General features: G+C 57.8%; 14 protein-coding genes. All 14 read right to left on the reverse strand.

What is annotated here, in order from left to right; genetic code table 11:
* Position 1: 1 nt before the first annotated feature.
* A complete protein-coding gene (locus HOP52_RS00935; RefSeq protein WP_238975032.1) occupies positions 2-1,150 on the reverse strand; it encodes an HpcH/HpaI aldolase/citrate lyase family protein in 1,149 nt (382 codons plus the stop codon).
* A complete protein-coding gene (locus HOP52_RS00940) occupies positions 1,147-2,238 on the reverse strand; it encodes a DegT/DnrJ/EryC1/StrS family aminotransferase (RefSeq protein WP_238975034.1) in 1,092 nt (363 codons plus the stop codon). Before HOP52_RS00940 ends, HOP52_RS00935 begins: the two co-directional genes overlap by 4 nt.
* Positions 2,235-3,101, reverse strand: coding sequence for a glucose-1-phosphate thymidylyltransferase RfbA (gene rfbA / locus HOP52_RS00945; RefSeq protein ID WP_238975036.1), 867 nt, complete (start codon positions 3,099-3,101; stop codon positions 2,235-2,237). Before rfbA ends, HOP52_RS00940 begins: the two co-directional genes overlap by 4 nt.
* Positions 3,098-3,904: a hypothetical protein gene (locus HOP52_RS00950; protein WP_238975038.1), complete on the reverse strand. Its 807-nt coding sequence runs from the start codon at positions 3,902-3,904 to the stop codon at positions 3,098-3,100. Before HOP52_RS00950 ends, rfbA begins: the two co-directional genes overlap by 4 nt.
* Positions 3,901-4,968 (reverse strand): dTDP-glucose 4,6-dehydratase, encoded by a 1,068-nt coding sequence (rfbB, locus tag HOP52_RS00955; RefSeq protein WP_238975040.1) that lies wholly within the window; start codon positions 4,966-4,968, stop codon positions 3,901-3,903. The genes HOP52_RS00950 and rfbB overlap by 4 nt, the downstream gene beginning before the upstream one ends.
* Positions 4,969-4,984: 16 nt before the next feature.
* On the reverse strand, positions 4,985-6,781 hold the full coding sequence (locus HOP52_RS00960) for an ABC transporter ATP-binding protein (protein ID WP_238975042.1): 1,797 nt from the start codon (positions 6,779-6,781) through the stop codon (positions 4,985-4,987).
* 198 nt (positions 6,782-6,979) lie between these two features.
* Positions 6,980-9,253 carry a polysaccharide biosynthesis tyrosine autokinase gene (locus HOP52_RS00965; protein WP_238975045.1) on the reverse strand — a complete coding sequence of 758 codons (2,274 nt, stop codon included), beginning with the start codon at positions 9,251-9,253 and terminating at the stop codon, positions 6,980-6,982.
* A gap of 39 nt (positions 9,254-9,292) precedes the next feature.
* Positions 9,293-9,730: a low molecular weight protein-tyrosine-phosphatase gene (locus HOP52_RS00970; RefSeq protein WP_238975046.1), complete on the reverse strand. Its 438-nt coding sequence runs from the start codon at positions 9,728-9,730 to the stop codon at positions 9,293-9,295.
* Positions 9,731-9,736: 6 nt separating this feature from the next.
* The gene (locus HOP52_RS00975) at positions 9,737-10,825 is read right to left on the reverse strand and encodes a polysaccharide export protein (RefSeq protein WP_238975048.1); all 1,089 of its coding nucleotides are present in this window, start codon (positions 10,823-10,825) and stop codon (positions 9,737-9,739) included.
* 497 nt (positions 10,826-11,322) lie between these two features.
* The gene (sthA, locus tag HOP52_RS00980) at positions 11,323-12,714 is read right to left on the reverse strand and encodes a Si-specific NAD(P)(+) transhydrogenase (RefSeq protein ID WP_238975050.1); all 1,392 of its coding nucleotides are present in this window, start codon (positions 12,712-12,714) and stop codon (positions 11,323-11,325) included.
* Positions 12,715-12,842: 128 nt separating this feature from the next.
* Positions 12,843-13,100 (reverse strand): (Na+)-NQR maturation NqrM, encoded by a 258-nt coding sequence (gene nqrM, locus HOP52_RS00985; RefSeq protein ID WP_238975052.1) that lies wholly within the window; start codon positions 13,098-13,100, stop codon positions 12,843-12,845.
* Positions 13,101-13,116: 16 nt separating this feature from the next.
* Positions 13,117-13,914 carry an FAD:protein FMN transferase gene (locus HOP52_RS00990; protein ID WP_238975054.1) on the reverse strand — a complete coding sequence of 266 codons (798 nt, stop codon included), beginning with the start codon at positions 13,912-13,914 and terminating at the stop codon, positions 13,117-13,119.
* A complete protein-coding gene (gene nqrF / locus HOP52_RS00995; RefSeq protein ID WP_238975056.1) occupies positions 13,911-15,143 on the reverse strand; it encodes an NADH:ubiquinone reductase (Na(+)-transporting) subunit F in 1,233 nt (410 codons plus the stop codon). Before nqrF ends, HOP52_RS00990 begins: the two co-directional genes overlap by 4 nt.
* Before the next feature lie 71 nt (positions 15,144-15,214).
* Positions 15,215-15,832, reverse strand: a complete 618-nt coding sequence (nqrE, locus tag HOP52_RS01000; protein ID WP_238975058.1) for an NADH:ubiquinone reductase (Na(+)-transporting) subunit E — start codon at positions 15,830-15,832, stop codon at positions 15,215-15,217.
* Position 15,833 lies beyond the last annotated feature (1 nt).

Here is a 15,833-nt window from a genome sequence, read left to right on the forward strand (position 1 = left end):
CTCAGTCTCCACTCTGAAACAACTTAAGGTATTCGTCTTCATCGGCGATGACGCCATAGGCACGGGCGCGCAACTCAACTCGGGTGGCCCAGCTGCGATGGGGTCCGATTTCATTCATCTTGTTGGCATTGCCGCTTTTGATTACTCCGCCTCCGGCATCCAGTATCTGCATGGCATCGTTGTATTCTTCCTCAGTAACAGCCTGCATGGCATTGACATATCGAAGGTGGGAGGGATGGATAACCGTCTTGCCAACGAAACCATTGGTCTTGTCTATCAGCAGCTCCCGTAATAGGCCATCAACAGCGTCATTAAGAATGGGCGTTTTGGTCATCAGTGATCCATGCAGGTTATGCTTGAGCAACTCATCCATGTCGTCTTGCTTGTAGGCCAGGAAATACTCCCAGACCGGAGCCGAAACGGTATAGCCATCTTCTACACGATTGAAGAAATTCAGAATCTCGGACAGAGCGTCGCGCACGGGAAGGATGTCGTAAATTGAGGAGTTGATGCTTCTTCGTACTCCAAATAGAGACGAGAAATCCGTACCGCCAACCCGAATGTTAAGAATGAGCGACTTGTGAGGATGCAGGATCTCTCTTAGGCGACACAGCTCTCCCGACCTGGTTTCTTGATAGGCGATGGCCTTGCCCTCCAGGATCGGCATGCCGTAAAGGGTAACGCCCAAGCGGTCGTTAATATCCTGCAACTTCTCCAGGTAAATGTGAGCATTGCTACTATAGAATTTGGGAAAAACAAAGCCACTGAGCACCTGCGCCTGTTCGGCGCCAATTTTCTCGGCAAAACGAATAAATTGTTCAGCGGTACGCACGCGTAGAAAAATCAAGGGCAAGTCATTCCAGGAAAGCTCGTCCGCTTCGACAGCGGCAGCCAGCCGTTCAAGATGTTGGAGTACATTTTGCTCAGCTTGTCCAACATCCTCTTCGCGGATGGCGTCTTCAAAGCACATCACCATCGACTTGAGTTCGGACAATGACTTGTCAAGCAACTTGTCGACGATAACCCGTGTACCGGGCATATAAAGCGTACCGCCCAAGCAGTATTGGAGAAAAGCCTTCTCTGTCCATTTATTGAATGCTGTCGGCGAATGACAAAACGGGAAGGTAGCATTGTGCTGATTATGCTTCATAGAGAATTACCGTCGAAAGAATCGAGAATAACGTTGACGATAGCGGATGCGGGAACCCCCGAGTAAAGCGGCAGGCAAAGAATCCGCTTGGCGATATCTTGCGAGACACAACATTCACCCGGACCATAAAGCTGCGTCGCATCCAAGGATGGCGAAAAATATCGTCTTGGCATTATACCCTGAGTGTTCAGCTGGGCGATGAGACTTGACACTTGCGTTTCGCTCTCCAGCACCACCGGCACGTAAGCGTAATTGTTGGTTACGAATGCTGCCCGTCGCTGGGCCACTACCCGATCCCCCATTGCGGTCATGTAGAGGTCCCATGCCACTTGGCGTGCCGCCATGTTCTCTTCTATCTCATCCAACACACAGAGCCCCATTGCCGCCTGGAACTCATTCATCTTGGCGTTGATACCGATCTCTTCGATGGTCTCAGGGCCGGTGATACCAAAATTGATCATCTGTCTGGCGCGCTCCAGGTCTCCCTTGCGCTTGAAGAAGATGGCGCCCCCCTCGATGGTGTGAAACAGTTTGGTAGCGTGAAAACTGAGCGTGGCGGCATCGCCGTGCTTGAGCAGGCTCTCCCCCTTGTAGGTCACGCCAAAAGCGTGAGACGCGTCGTAGACCACCTTCAAGCCGTGCCGGTGGCCAATCTCGTCGATGGCTTCCACCTCGCAGGCGTTGCCGAAGACATGCACGGGCACAATGGCCCGGGTGTGCGGGGTGATGGCGGCTTCGATCAGCGCCGGGTCCAGGCACCAGGTGCCCGCGTCGATATCCACGAACACCGGCTCCACCCCTTCCCACTTAAGCGAACTAGCGGTGGCCAAGAAGGTAAAGGGCGTGGTGATCGCCTCTACAGGTAGTGCCTGGCCACTGATTCCCAGCGCCCGGTAGGCAATCTGCAGCGCCAGGGTACCGTTGCAGACTAGCAGCAGATTCTCGACGCCCAAGTACTCCTCCAGACGACGCGTCAACTCCCTTACCAGCGGTCCGTCGTTGGTGAGCCACTGGCGTTCATAGATACCGTCGATATAGCGATCCAGCTTTTCCCGACTGGGCAGGTAGGGCTTGGTCACGGGAATCATGAGTCAACGATATCCAGCAGGTATTTGCCATAGCCGTTCTTGGCAAGCCGATCGCCGGCTTCGATCACCGCGTCGGTGGTCAACCAGCCGTTGCGCCAGGCGATCTCTTCCAGGCAGGCGATCTTGTAACCCTGGCGCTTCTCGATGGTTTCCACGAACTGGGCGGCTTCCAGAAGGCTTTCGTGGGTGCCCGTGTCAAGCCAGGCAAAGCCCCGGCCCAGCTGTTCCACGTTCAGATCACCCCGCTCAAGGTAGGCCTGGTTGATACTGGTGATTTCCAGCTCACCGCGGTGGGAGGGCTGCACCTGCTTGGCGATCTCGATGACATCGTTGTCGTAGAAGTAGAGGCCAGTCACGGCGTATTGAGACTTGGGTTTCGCCGGCTTCTCCTCGATTGAGATGACACGCTTTTGTTTATCGAACTCCACTACGCCAAAACGCTCGGGGTCTTTCACCTGGTAGCCGAATACCGTGGCCCCGCTAGGGCGCGCTGCCGCCTGCTTGAGCTTGGGCGAAAAGCCCTGTCCGTAAAAGATGTTGTCGCCGAGGACCAGGCAGACGCTGTCGTCACCGATGAACCGCTCGCCGACGATGAATGCCTGGGCCAGGCCGTCGGGGCTGGGCTGCTCAGCGTAGCTCAACGAGATGCCGAACTGGCTACCGTCGCCCAGCAGGCGCTCGAAGCTGATAAGATCCTGCGGCGTGGTGATCACCAGCACATCCCGCAAGCCCGCCAGCATCAACACCGAGAGCGGATAGTAGATCATCGGCTTGTCATAGATGGGTAACAGCTGCTTGGAAACGCCCATGGTGATCGGATAAAGGCGAGTGCCGGAGCCGCCGGCGAGGATGATGCCTTTCATATCGCTTGCTCTCCCTGAGCTCCCAGAAAATCGAATACCCGCTGCTCATTAGCGACCAAGCCGTCACTTGCTTCAAGCGTTAATGTAGGCACCCCCAATGAAGTCACTACTGCTATCCATCTTTTCTTAATTTGTTTGGATCGACTAATCATTTCAAATGCCTCTCTTTCACTCATATAAGAGAGCCAATCGTTTTGCGCCCCACTGGATTTCTCGGAGTTTCTTCGCTTGAGATTACTCATGATATAGTCTTCAGGCGCATCAACAAGAATGATGAGGCGTCTGTGCAGGAAAGACGATAACGCATCGACATTATCTTCGTGCCTCATCTCATACCACTGCAATAACTCTCGAGTAAAATTATGAGTAACTCCCTCATCAGAAAACATACCGCAGGATGCCAACAGTTTCTCTTTGGCTATTACATCCGCAGCCATTTCCTGAACAAAAAAATCATATAGCCTGACTTTTCGCCATAGCGGAATGTCGCGACACCATATATTTCCACTCTTCCACTTTAAAAGCACCTCAACAATGGGATTGTTGTCAACATTGCATTGAGTGAAAGACCCTTGACGTTTTGAATATGCTCTGGCACCACTCCGCGAGTGCCAATCCCTTTTTATTTTAGGAAATAGGGTACGATACAGATGTGTCTTTCCAACACCTGAAGGCCCTATCAACTCCACCAGCTTACCTGCTGTCGATGGCACATTTTTTCCCAGGTCTTTCATGGTCGGCACACGATGTATCTGGATACCACCCAGCGTCAGAAAGTTATTCACTTTCTCCACAAGACTCACTTCATGTCTCCTACCAGTTGTCCCAACCGCTCGCGTTGGTAGCTGCCATTCTTAACCCGGCGGCACCACGCCTGGTTTTCCAGGTACCACTGTACGGTCTTGCGGATGCCGGATTCGAAGGTTTCCTGTGGGCACCAGCCTAGTTCGCGGTCAATCTTGTCGGCGTCGATGGCGTAGCGCAGATCGTGGCCGGGGCGGTCGGGAACATACGTGATGAGCGATGAGTGAGGCGTGAGGTGTGAAGGTGTGAGCTCATCCAGCAATTCGCAGATGGTACGCACCACCTCAATATTCTGCTTCTCATTGTTGCCACCGATGTTGTACGTCTCCCCAACCCTGCCTGCGGTCACTACCTGGTAGAGCGCCCGGGCGTGGTCTTCCACATAGAGCCAGTCGCGGACCTGTTCCCCCTTGCCATACACCGGCAAGGCCTTGCCCTCCAGCGCGTTGAGGATCATCAGCGGGATCAGCTTCTCCGGGAAGTGGTAGGGTCCGTAGTTGTTCGAGCAGTTGGTGATCAGGGTGGGCAGGCCATAGGTGCGCTGCCAGGCCCGAACTAGGTGGTCAGCACTGGCCTTGCTGGCCGAATAGGGCGAGCTGGGGGCGTAGGCCGTCTGTTCGGTGAACAGTCCCTGCGGGCCCTCCAGGTCGCCGTAGACCTCGTCGGTGGAGATATGGTGCAGGCGGAATGCCTTGTGACGCTGGGCATCCAGGCCATTCCAGTAGCTCCGAGCCACTTCCAGTAGCGTATAGGTACCCACGATATTGGTCTGGATAAATTCCGCCGGGCCATCGATAGAGCGGTCCACATGGCTCTCGGCGGCCAAGTGCATCACCGCATCCGGTTGGTGCTCGTCAAACACGCGCTCCAGTTCGCTGCGATGGCAGATATCGGCCTGCTCGAAGGCGTAGCGAGGGTTACCCGCAACGGACTGCAGCGTCTCAAGGTTACCCGCATAGGTCAACTTGTCGACGTTGACCACGCTGTCGGCGGTTTGCTGGATAATATGGCGAATCACGGCCGAGCCGATGAACCCCGCGCCCCCTGTTACAAGTAGTTTCATCGCGGAGCTCCTTTCCTTACGCATGTTCCGCCATTCGCTGAAATATCTGATTGCTGGCCGCCAATTCTTCATAGGTACCTTGGTCCACGATCTTGCCGGCCTCCAGCAGGAAGATCCGATCGCACTGTTTAACCGTGGCGAGGCGGTGGGCGATCATGATGATGGTTTTCTTACCGGAAAAATCGTGGATGGCGTCCATCACCAGCTTTTCGGTGATGCCATCCAGAGAGCTCGTCGCTTCATCCAGGATCAGCACCTCTGCGTCGTCGTAAAGTGCTCGGGCAATGCCAATGCGCTGGCGCTGGCCCCCAGACAGTTGGATTCCACGCTCGCCCACACGTGTTTCCAGCCCATCGGGCAGGCGTTCGAGCAGTTCATCCAGGTGCGCCATCTGCGCGGCGCGCTGCACGCTCGCTTCATCGATCTCGCCAGGCGGAAGACCAAAGGCAATGTTTTCGCGGATACTTGCATCCGCCAGGAAGATGGCCTGGGGCACAAAGCCGAGGCTGTTTTGCCAAGCGCGCAGGCGCTCGCCGCTGAGCGATTCTCCGTCAACTTTTAGTGCACCCTGCTGTGGCGGCATTAGCCCGAGCAGCACGTCGATGGCCGTAGATTTACCCGAGCCCGAAGCCCCTACCAGACCAATCACATGATTTCGCGGTATCTCCAAGGTCAGCCCAGAAAGGGCTTTCTCATCCTTCCCGGGATACTGAAAGTGAATATTTTCCAGGGTAATGTTCTGCTGCAGTGAATATTTTCCAGCCTCAGCGGCTGGCTTAGCAGGTGTGACGTCGTGGCTAGCGATAAGGTCGGCTTCGAGGCTGTCGAAGGCGGCGATGTTGCCCTTGACCTTGGCCAGACTCGTGTAGATCTGCTGGAAAGCCGGCAGCAGTTTGAAGCCCGCCAGCGCATACACAGAAAGCACCGGCAGAATTTGACCAAGGTTCCCGTCATAAGTGGCGAGCAAATAGAGTATCAGGAAGATCACTGCGCCAAAGGCGAGCAGTTCCATGGCGAAGCGCGGTACCTCAGACAATCCGGACGTGACACCCTTGGCACGTCCAAGCTTCGCGCTGGCCTGAGCGAACCGCTGATTAAAATTCGCCTGGCGTCCCAGTAGCAGGGTGTCCTTGATGCCCCCAAACCCTTCGTTCATCAGCTTGAATCGCAACCGATTGGTCCTTGAGATTGCCTTACCGTTGCGAGCCAATTGTCGGCGAACGGTACGGAATAGCAAAAAATAAGCCGTGCCAAACAGGATTAAGCCAGTAATGGCTACCAGCGGGTTGAAAATAAAGATCGCCGTTACCATGACCAGCGCCATTACAGCCTTGGCATTCATCTTCATCAGCGGTTGGATGACACTGGTGGTGATACGATTTGTTTCCTGGGAAATCTTGCTGGTGAGTTGGCTGCTGCTTCCACCGGCATGGAACAGCCATGGCTGCTGCATGTAATGTCGATAGAGCCGGGTGGAAAGCTCCGCGCCGATCTGATGAGCGTATAGCGCTAGGCGCCAGGTAACATACATGGAGATCAGGGCCGCACCGGTGAGCACGACCAGCACGCCAATACCGAGCCACATAAGAAGCTGGCGCGGGGTTTCCAAGCCGCTGGCCTGGTAGAGCTGTGCCAATGTTCCCTCGCCTTCCAGGCGGCTGATGTCGCCCACCACGGCCATGAAGGGACCAATAGCGACCACGCCCGCAACCTGAGCAAAGGCCATCAAGATGACCAGCACCTGGAGGCTGAGAAGTTTCTTGCGCTGTTCGGAAGTTAGCAGGCGGTAGAGCTGTTTAAGGCGCTGAAACATAAAAATAGTACCAATTATTGGTGAAATTTTTTTAGGCTGCAGCACTCAAAATCTAATCGAACACCCGGAGAACTCTGAAGTTTTTCTCTTAAATATTTCAAGACTTGATAACCATATTCTTGATGTGAAAGCCTTCCCAATTGGCGTGGGAGTTCTTGCCAGGTGTTGCACTCGGTCATTGAGACTGACAAGTTTCCCTCAGCGATACTGATAGTGGTAGTGACCATAGTAGCTGGACGCAGTCGATGCTTTACGCTCTATCGCATTGAGAATTACACCCTGAACGTTCAACCCATTGCTTTCCAAACGCCGCTTGGCCGCCAGGATCTCGCGAACCGGATTTTTCTCGAAGCGTGCAACAAGCAGCGAGGTTTCGCAGTGCTTGCCGACCACGCAGGCGTCCGTTACGGCCAACACGGGGGGGGTGTCGAGGATGATCAGGTCATAGCGTTTGTCGAGCTGTACCAAGCCTTCAATGAATCGGGGTTGCATCAACAGCTCAGATGGGTTGGGTGGCACACTGCCCCGGGGAATCAGTGACAGGTTATCGATTCTGGTTTCTTTAATGATATCGTCCAGTTCCAACTGCTTGGCCAGATAGTCGGCAAGCCCCTGCTCGCCGCGCATGCGAAAGGCATGATGGATATGCCCCTTGCGCAGGTCCGCATCGATCAGCAGTACCTTCATGCCGGCCTGTGCCGCCACGGCCGCCAGATTAATGGAAACGAAGCTCTTGCCCACACCGGGGCTGGGACCGGAGATCATCAGGCGATGGTTGCGTCCCTCGAGCATGGCGAAATGCAGGCTGGTTCGCAGGCCTCGTATGGCCTCCACGGCGCTATCTGTCGGGTCACGCTCAGCCAGTACGCCGACCATAATATCCCGCCCCGAGTTGCGCCTGTTCTTCCAGCGCTTGACCCGCCGCGCCAGGCGCTGCTGCTGGCTCGACAGGGGAATCGTGGCATAGACGGGCATACCCGCTGATTCGATCTGATCCGGAGTTTCCACGCCGCGCTTAAACAGGGCGCGTAACAGCACGAGACCAACCGCCAAGGTTAGTCCCAGCAGAGTGGCTAACACCGTGATCCGCGTCCTCTGGGGGGCGATCATCCCCCGGATTTCGGCCCGGTCGATGATACGGATATTGCCGATGGTGCCCGCCTTGGCGACCTGAAGTTCCTGCACCTTGTTAAGCACATTGACATAGATCGCCTGGGTCACCTCGACATCCCGCGTCAGTCGCAGCACTTCCTGTTGAGCCGCCGGCAGTTCGTTGACCCGCTCGTTGAGCTGAGCTTTCTCTCCCTGCAAGTGGCGTTTCTGGCGCAGCAGGGCGCGGTAGCTGGGATGGCTGGGGGTATAGCGCTGGGCCATTTCGGCCTCCTGGAACTCCAGCTCGTTGATCCGGCGCTCGATGTCGATATAGCGCTGGACGGCCGCCTGCGCCTCGCTGGACAGATCGACGCTATCCAACTCCGCCCTGTAGCGGTTGAGGCGTTCTTCGGCGGCAGTCAACTGATGGCGGAGTTCCGGTGTTTGCTCTTCCAGAAATGCCAGGCTCTGCTCGGCCTGGGCCGATTGACGCTCGACATTCTGCGTCAGGAACGTATCGGCCACTGCGTCCAGGGAGCGCACGATCTCCTGGGTGTCAGGGCCTGTCATGGTGAGACGCAACACCCCGGTTGATGAACCACGCCCTCCGCCTACTTCGGTAATCTGCAGCCTGCCGCCCAGTGAACGGATATCCCCGTTACGATTGCGTTTCGCCAACCGGAACTGGGCGCCTGGCGCGACATTGAACTCGTCGATCAGTAGCTCTATTTCGCCATCGAGAAAGCTGTGATGCTGTCCGATATGGCCATCGCCAATGTGATGGTCATTGACCATGACACGGTAGCGATCTTCGTAATCTCGCTCAACGACCACGACATGGCCGCGCCGATGCTCTGCCAGCACGAAGCGCGCGACTTCGATGTTTTCGCCGCCCCATACATAGGGCTGGCGCTCCATGAAGGAGGGCTGCGGGATGCCACTACTCAGCACAAAGTCGCCGATATAGGGCAGCATGATCGGAAAATCTGGGCGCCGAATACCTTGACGCACGATATAGTCACCGATGATCGGCAACGTCATCGGGCGGATAATGTTCTCCTGGCCCAGTCGGTCGACGGCATGGCCAAGCACCATGCGCGACTGGAGGATCTGGATCTCTGCCGAGGTATTATTGAGATCACCAGCCCCGCCCAGGGCGTGGCTCAGATCGCCCAGCGGGCTAACGGTGGAGCGGCGTTCTACCTGTACAAGTGAATCCCCCTGGTAGATCGGGGTTGCCAGCTTGCCCTGCACGATGCCAAAGAGCATGAAGAGTACCGTGACGATGGCAATAAACCACTTGTGATCGAGCAGCACGCCAAACAGGCGGCCCAGGTCGATTACCTCTTCGGCGGGAGGCTGAGGGGCTGTATCAGACATAGGGGTATCATTGACCTCTAATGTATCGGCAGGAAGGCCCTACAACTTATCTATCCAGGTATGCGCTGCCTGCTTGATGAGCTCGTGTACGCGCCGGAAAACCGTGGGGTCTTGTCTATACGGGTCCGGAATGTCCACCCCGCAGCCATTTTCCAGCCAGTGTCCCAGGCGTAACGTCTTGCCTAGGGCTTCCGGCCACTGCTTGGCGATATCACGCCGCTGCTGGCTGCTCATTACCAGTACCAGATCCGCTTCGGCGAGCAGTTGGCTATCGAGCTGGCGTGCGCTATGCCGGCCGACATCTATGCCCTCGGCTTCAATCAGCTGGCGTGCCGTTAGGTCAACGCCTTCCCCTACACAGGCCGACAAACCCGCGGAGGCCACCCGGTGAGTCGGCAATCCATCTGCCAGCATCGCAGCGGCTACCGGGCTACGGCAGATATTGCCGCGGCAGACCACCAGTATGGTGTCGAACATCGGCGATTAAAGCTCCCCGATATCGGTTAATGACCGAGATAGTCTGCCCGGTAGGGCGAACGAGGGCAGCAATTGGCTGATCACGCTGTTCCAGCGGGATATCGGGGCCGTGGTGACGTAGATCACATCTTGCGGTTGGAGCGGGAAATGGGTGCCCATGGTCAGGGCCGTGGCGTTATTGACATCCAACTGATAGACAGTCGCTATCTTGTCACTCTCTTCCGGCTGAACGCGAATTACAAAGATACCCGAGGGCCTGGCGCGAATTTCATTGATCCCCCCCGCTCTTGCTAGCGCATCGGTGAGGGTGATTCGCTCGTTGCCAAGGTTCAGGTTGCCCGGCGAGCGCACCTGACCGAGCACCGCGACATTCTGGGTCACTCGGGTGGGTACATGTAGCACGTCGCCGTCGCGCAGTAGCCGGTTCTGGGTTTGATCGCCATCGCGCAGCAGAGCAAACAGCGACAACGTCTCCTTGCGGCCACCACGATTGAGAATCACGTTGTGCCAGTCGCCATTGTCGGAAGCCCCACCCACCTCGCTGATGGCATCGAGGACGGTCAAGGGCACACTGGTAATCGGCAGCGTCCGGGCAGAGCCGATTGCACCGCTCACATAGAGCTTCTGGGAGCGATAGGCCGCCACATTGACATCGAGCTGGGGGTTGGTAATGAAACCGGAGAGGCGGCGCGTCAGGAGGGTGCGGATCTCATCCGTTGTTCTATCCCCGACCTGCACGCGGCCAACATAAGGATAGAAGATGGTGCCATCCGGGCGCACGGTATTCCCCGCATCCACCGCACTGCGCTCGGCACCGGCTGGAATGGTCAACTCCGGATGGTCATAGACGATGATGCTCAGCACGTCACCGGGGCCGACCCGATACTCGTACTGTTCGATCTCGTTACGCAGGCTAGCGGGCATCAGGCTGGCCACCTCGCCATTGAATTCACGGCGATACTGTGCCACTAGCTGGGGTGTAATGGCCTGTATATCCACCAGATGATCAATATCCGGCGTCTCAGCGCTGTAAGTGATATGCCCCCCCGGTGCCATGACACAGCCGGATAGCGTGCCGACCAGCAGCATCACCATTATTCCGTTTTTTCCGTTTTTCCTGTGTAGATGTGACATTTTGTCATCCCTATCTCATGTCGTTGCATGAGACTTGTTATGATATTCCCAGAACGTTTTCCAACACTTTACTTACAACACTATTTTTTTCACGCTACCGCCCGGGAGTCGTTATTTGGCATTCTCCGGAGCCGATACCACTCGCCGTATACACTCGCCAAGCGCAAGTGAACACGATTTAAGAAAACATAAGACCTGTTTCCGACTACATAAGATTACATTGCATAGCGGTATCGTGCGCTCATCATTTTTCTCATGCTATTCTGTTTACAGCTTTCAAGAACTGCAAAAACAAATAGATCCAGCATTATCGGCTGCATTTTTTCTATTGACCGGCAATATCAGCGGGAAAACAAGAGATAGGGGAAGGCGTGGCGAATCAGGCACACGAAAAAGCCGGTCGAACGACCGGCGCAAGGTGAAATACCTAGTACTTTAACTCGTACTCTGGAAGGAGATCAGAACACCCGATTGAGGCCATTCTGCGCCGCCACGCGATAGGCCTCGGCCATGGTGGGGTAGTTGAAGGTGGTGTTGACGAAGTACTTGAGGGTATTGGCCTCGCCCTTCTGCTGCATGATCGCCTGGCCGATGTGGACGATCTCCGAGGCCTGGTCGCCGAAGCAGTGGATGCCGTAGATCTCCAGGGTGTCCTGGTGGAAGAGGATCTTGAGCATGCCTACGGTGTCACCGGTGATCTGGGCCCGGGCGGTGTCCTTGAAGAAGGCCTGGGCCACCTCATAGGGCACTTTGGCTTCGGTGAGCTCGCGCTCGGTGCGCCCGAAGGAGCTGATCTCGGGTATGGTGTAGATGCCGGTGGGCACCTCGCTAACGTAGCGGTAGTCGCGGTCGAGCAGCTCGTCGCAGGCGTTGAGGCCCTGGTCGTAAGCGGCGCTGGCCAGGCTGGGCCAGCCGATCACGTCGCCGGCAGCGTAGATGTGCGGGATAGCGGTGCGGTAGTGCTCATCGACCGAGAGCTGACCGCGGCTGTTGGCCTCCAGACCGATGTTTTCGAGCCCCAACTGGTCGGTGTTGCCGGTGCGGCCGTTGGCCCATAGGAAGGCGTCGGCGCGCAGCTTCTTGCCCGACTTGAGGTAGACCGTGACGCCGGACTCGTCGCCCTCGACGCGCTCATACTCCTCGTTGTGGCGGATCAGCACCCCATGCTTGCGCAGGTGGTAGGACAGCGCATCAGAAATCTCGTCATCGAGGAAGGAGAGCAGGCTGTCACGGTTGTTGATCAGGTCTACCTTGACCCCGAGCCCGGAGAAGATCGAGGCATATTCGCAGCCGATAACGCCCGCGCCAAAGATGATCAGGGTGCGCGGGGTATGGTTGAGGCTGAGGATGGTGTCGGAGCAGTAGATCCGCGGGTGGCGAAAGTTGATGTCCGCCGGGCGATAGGGGCGCGACCCCGTGGCCACGATGATCTTCTGGGCGACCAGCTCCTCGAGGCCCTCCTGGCGATCGCGGATCAGCAGGGTGTGCTCATCCTTGAAGCGCGCCACACCGCTGAACATATCGATACGGTTGCGGGCATAGAAGCGGGTGCGCATCTCCACCTGCTGGTCGATGGTGATACGGGAGCGCTCCATCACCTTGGGAAACGAGAACCAGCGCGGCTCGCCGATATCACGGAACATGCGGTTGGTATTGAAGGCCATGATCTGCTTGACCTGGTGGCGTAGCGCCTTGGAGGGGATGGTGCCCCAGTGGGTGCAGTTGCCGCCCACCATCGGCTGCTTCTCCACCACCGCGACTCGCTTGCCGTGCTTGGCGGCGTTGATGGCCGCACTTTCGCCGGCGGGCCCGGTTCCGATCACCACCACATCATAGTTGTGAACTGCCATGAACTCTTGCGTCTCCTTGTTCAAGATCAGTTACGAGGCGCGAAGGACGAGGTTTGAGGAACCCCACCTCTCTTGCTCCTCGCCACTTGCTCCTCGCCACTTGCTCGTCGCCCCTGCGCGCCAGCCCCTCAGCGCTTGGTGGCGTCGTAGCCGAGGTCGGCGCCGCGGCTCTCATCGCTCTTGCGACGGGCGCTGGTGTTGTTCTTGCGGTTCTCTTCCTCGCAGATTTCATCCTTGCCGCCGCACACCTCGCAGCCGTCCTTGAGGCCGAGGTTGTTAAGGCCCCCGCAGGAGCCGGCGATGGGCTTGCGCCCCATGATCACACCGACCGCCATGGCGGCCATGATCAGCAGCATAAAGCCGAGCACGATGAGAAAGGTAGTCATCTGGATCTCCTTGCGGCTAGTGTACGAGCCATGGCTCGAGGGCCGAAGTGTTATGAGTTTCAATACCTTGTGGGGTTTCGACAACGAGTCTCGCGGCACTATCCCGGCTCGGAAGCCCCTTGGCGGCCGTGACATTCACGCCGCCGCTGCCCGTGGCCAGCCACAGCGCCCGCTGCTGGGCCTCGCTGGCGCTTGACGCCACTACGCTGACGCCGAGGACTCGGTGGCCATTGAGCACCTCGCCGCCGCTGCGGATGGCCGGTCGCTGGACCAGCGCGGCATCGCGCAGCCGCACAAGCGGCGCCTCACCATTGCCCGGTAGGCCGACATGCTCGAGCGACAGCCGCCATTCGCGACCGGGCGGAGCGCCGCGGGCGCGTACCAACCCACCGACTTCGACCATAGCGTTGCCGATGTCGAACTCGGCCAGTCGTTCCGTCAAACGATCCACCGCCAAAGCATGCAGCAGCCGGACAAGCTCGTCCAAGAGCGGCTCGGGCGCTCTCGCAAGCCACCCCGGATAGGGTCCGAAGGCGGCTGTCAGTGTGGCCAGCAGCAGGTCACCCTGCCGCTGGATGTTGGCCAATTCACCTTGTATGCCGGCCTCCAGCGCCTCCCGCTGGCGCTCGCCGAGGTCGGCATACAGGGTGAGATGGTAGCCCGTTCCCAAAACACTACCCTGGAACTGGTGCTCCTGCAGCTGGTTGCGGCAGGCGCTGAGCAGCCCCATGGGCAGCAGCATCAGAGCCAACATGAACAGGGCCGGCCCGCGATGGGCCAGCCCTGGAAACCGCCTTGCGGCGAGGTGGATCATCCGCCGAAGTCGTCCAGCAGGATGTTCTCGGGTTCCACGCCCAGATCAATGAGCAGCTTGATCACCGAGGCGTTCATCATGGGCGGCCCGCACATGTAGTACTCACAGTCCTCGGGAGCCGGATGGTCCTTGAGGTAGTTTTCGTACAGCACGTTGTGGATGAAGCCGGTGGGGCCGGTCCAGTTATCTTCGGGCAGCGGGTCGGACAGTGCCAGATGCCACTCGAAGTTGTCATGCTCCTCGGCCAGCTTGTCGTACTCGTCATTGTAGAAGGTCTCACGCCAGGAGCGTGCGCCGTACCAGAACGAGATCTTGCGCTTGCTGTTGAGGCGCTTGAGCTGGTCGAAGATGTGGCTGCGCATCGGCGCCATGCCCGCACCACCGCCGACGAAGATCATCTCGGCATCGGTGTCCTTGGCGAAGAATTCGCCGAAGGGCCCCATTACCGTGACCTTGTCACCCGGCTTCAGGCTGAAGACGTAGGTGGACATCAGGCCCGGCGGGTGGTTGGTGTTGGGCGGCGGCGTGGCGATACGGATGTTGAACTTGAGGATGCCCTTCTCTTCCGGGTAGTTGGCCATGGAGTAGGCGCGGATGACTTCCTCATTGCTCTTGTGGGAGAGCTTGAACAGATCGAACTTCTCCCAGTCGCCCCGGTACTCCTCTTCGATATCGAAGTCGGAGAACTTGATGTCGTAGGGCGGTGCCACCAGCTGCACGTAGCCGCCGGCGCGGAACTCGACGTTCTCGCCTTCGGGCAGCTTGAGGTTGAGCTCCTTGATGAAGGTGGCGACGTTGGGGTTGGAGATGACCTCGCACTCCCACTTCTTGACGCCGAACACCTCTTCGGGGACCTCGACCTTCATGTCCTGCTTCACCGGCACCTGGCAAGAAAGACGCCAGCCGTCCTTCTTCTCGCGCATGGTGAAGTGGGACTCTTCGGTGGGCAGGATGGCGCCACCGCCCTCCTCCACGCGGCACTTGCACTGGGCGCAGGAACCGCCGCCGCCGCAGGCCGACGACAGGAAGATGCCGTTGGCGGCCAGGGTGTCGAGCAGCTTGCCCCCGGCCTGGGTGGTCAGGGTGTGCTCGGGGTCGCCGTTGACCTCGATGGTCACGTCCCCGGTGCTCACGAGCTTGCTGCGAGCGGCCAGGATCACCCCGGTCAGACCGATGACGATCAGGGTGAACATGAACACACCGAGCAAGATGACAGATGTTGCAACCATGTCGGTTTCCTATTTGCTGTGAGTAACCTGATTCCCGGCGGCGCCAAGCACCGCCGGAAACGCGCCTTGGCTCAGAGCTGAATGCCGGAGAAGGACATGAAGCCCAGCGACATCAGACCCACGGTGATGAAGGTGATGCCCAGGCCTTGCAGGCCACCGGGCACGTCGCTGTACTTGAGCTTCTCGCGCAGACCCGCCAGGGCGGTGATCGCCAGCGCCCAGCCAACCCCGGAGCCGAAGCCGTAGACCACCGACTCGCCGAAGTTGTAGTTACGCTCGACCATGAACAGCACACCGCCGAGGATGGCGCAGTTCACGGTGATCAGCGGCAGGAACACGCCCAGGGCGTTGTAGAGCACCGGCACATACTTGTCGAGGAACATCTCGAGGATCTGCACCAGGGCGGCGATAACGCCGATATAGCTCAGCAGGCCCAGGAAGGAGAGATCGACGTTCTCGGTACCGCCGATCCCGGTCCAGGTCAGCGCCCCTTCGGCCAGCAGGACGTTATAGATGACGTTGTTGACCGGCACCGCGATGGTCAACACCACGATGACCGCGATCCCCAGGCCGAAGGCCGCCGAGACCTTCTTGGAGACCGCCAGGAAGGTACACATGCCCAGGAAGAAGGCCAGGGCCAGATTTTCGACGAAGACCGAGGCAACGAACAGGCTGATATAGTGTTCCATG

Source organism: Billgrantia campisalis (assembly GCF_022341425.1).
Lineage (GTDB): Bacteria > Pseudomonadota > Gammaproteobacteria > Pseudomonadales > Halomonadaceae > Halomonas > Halomonas campisalis.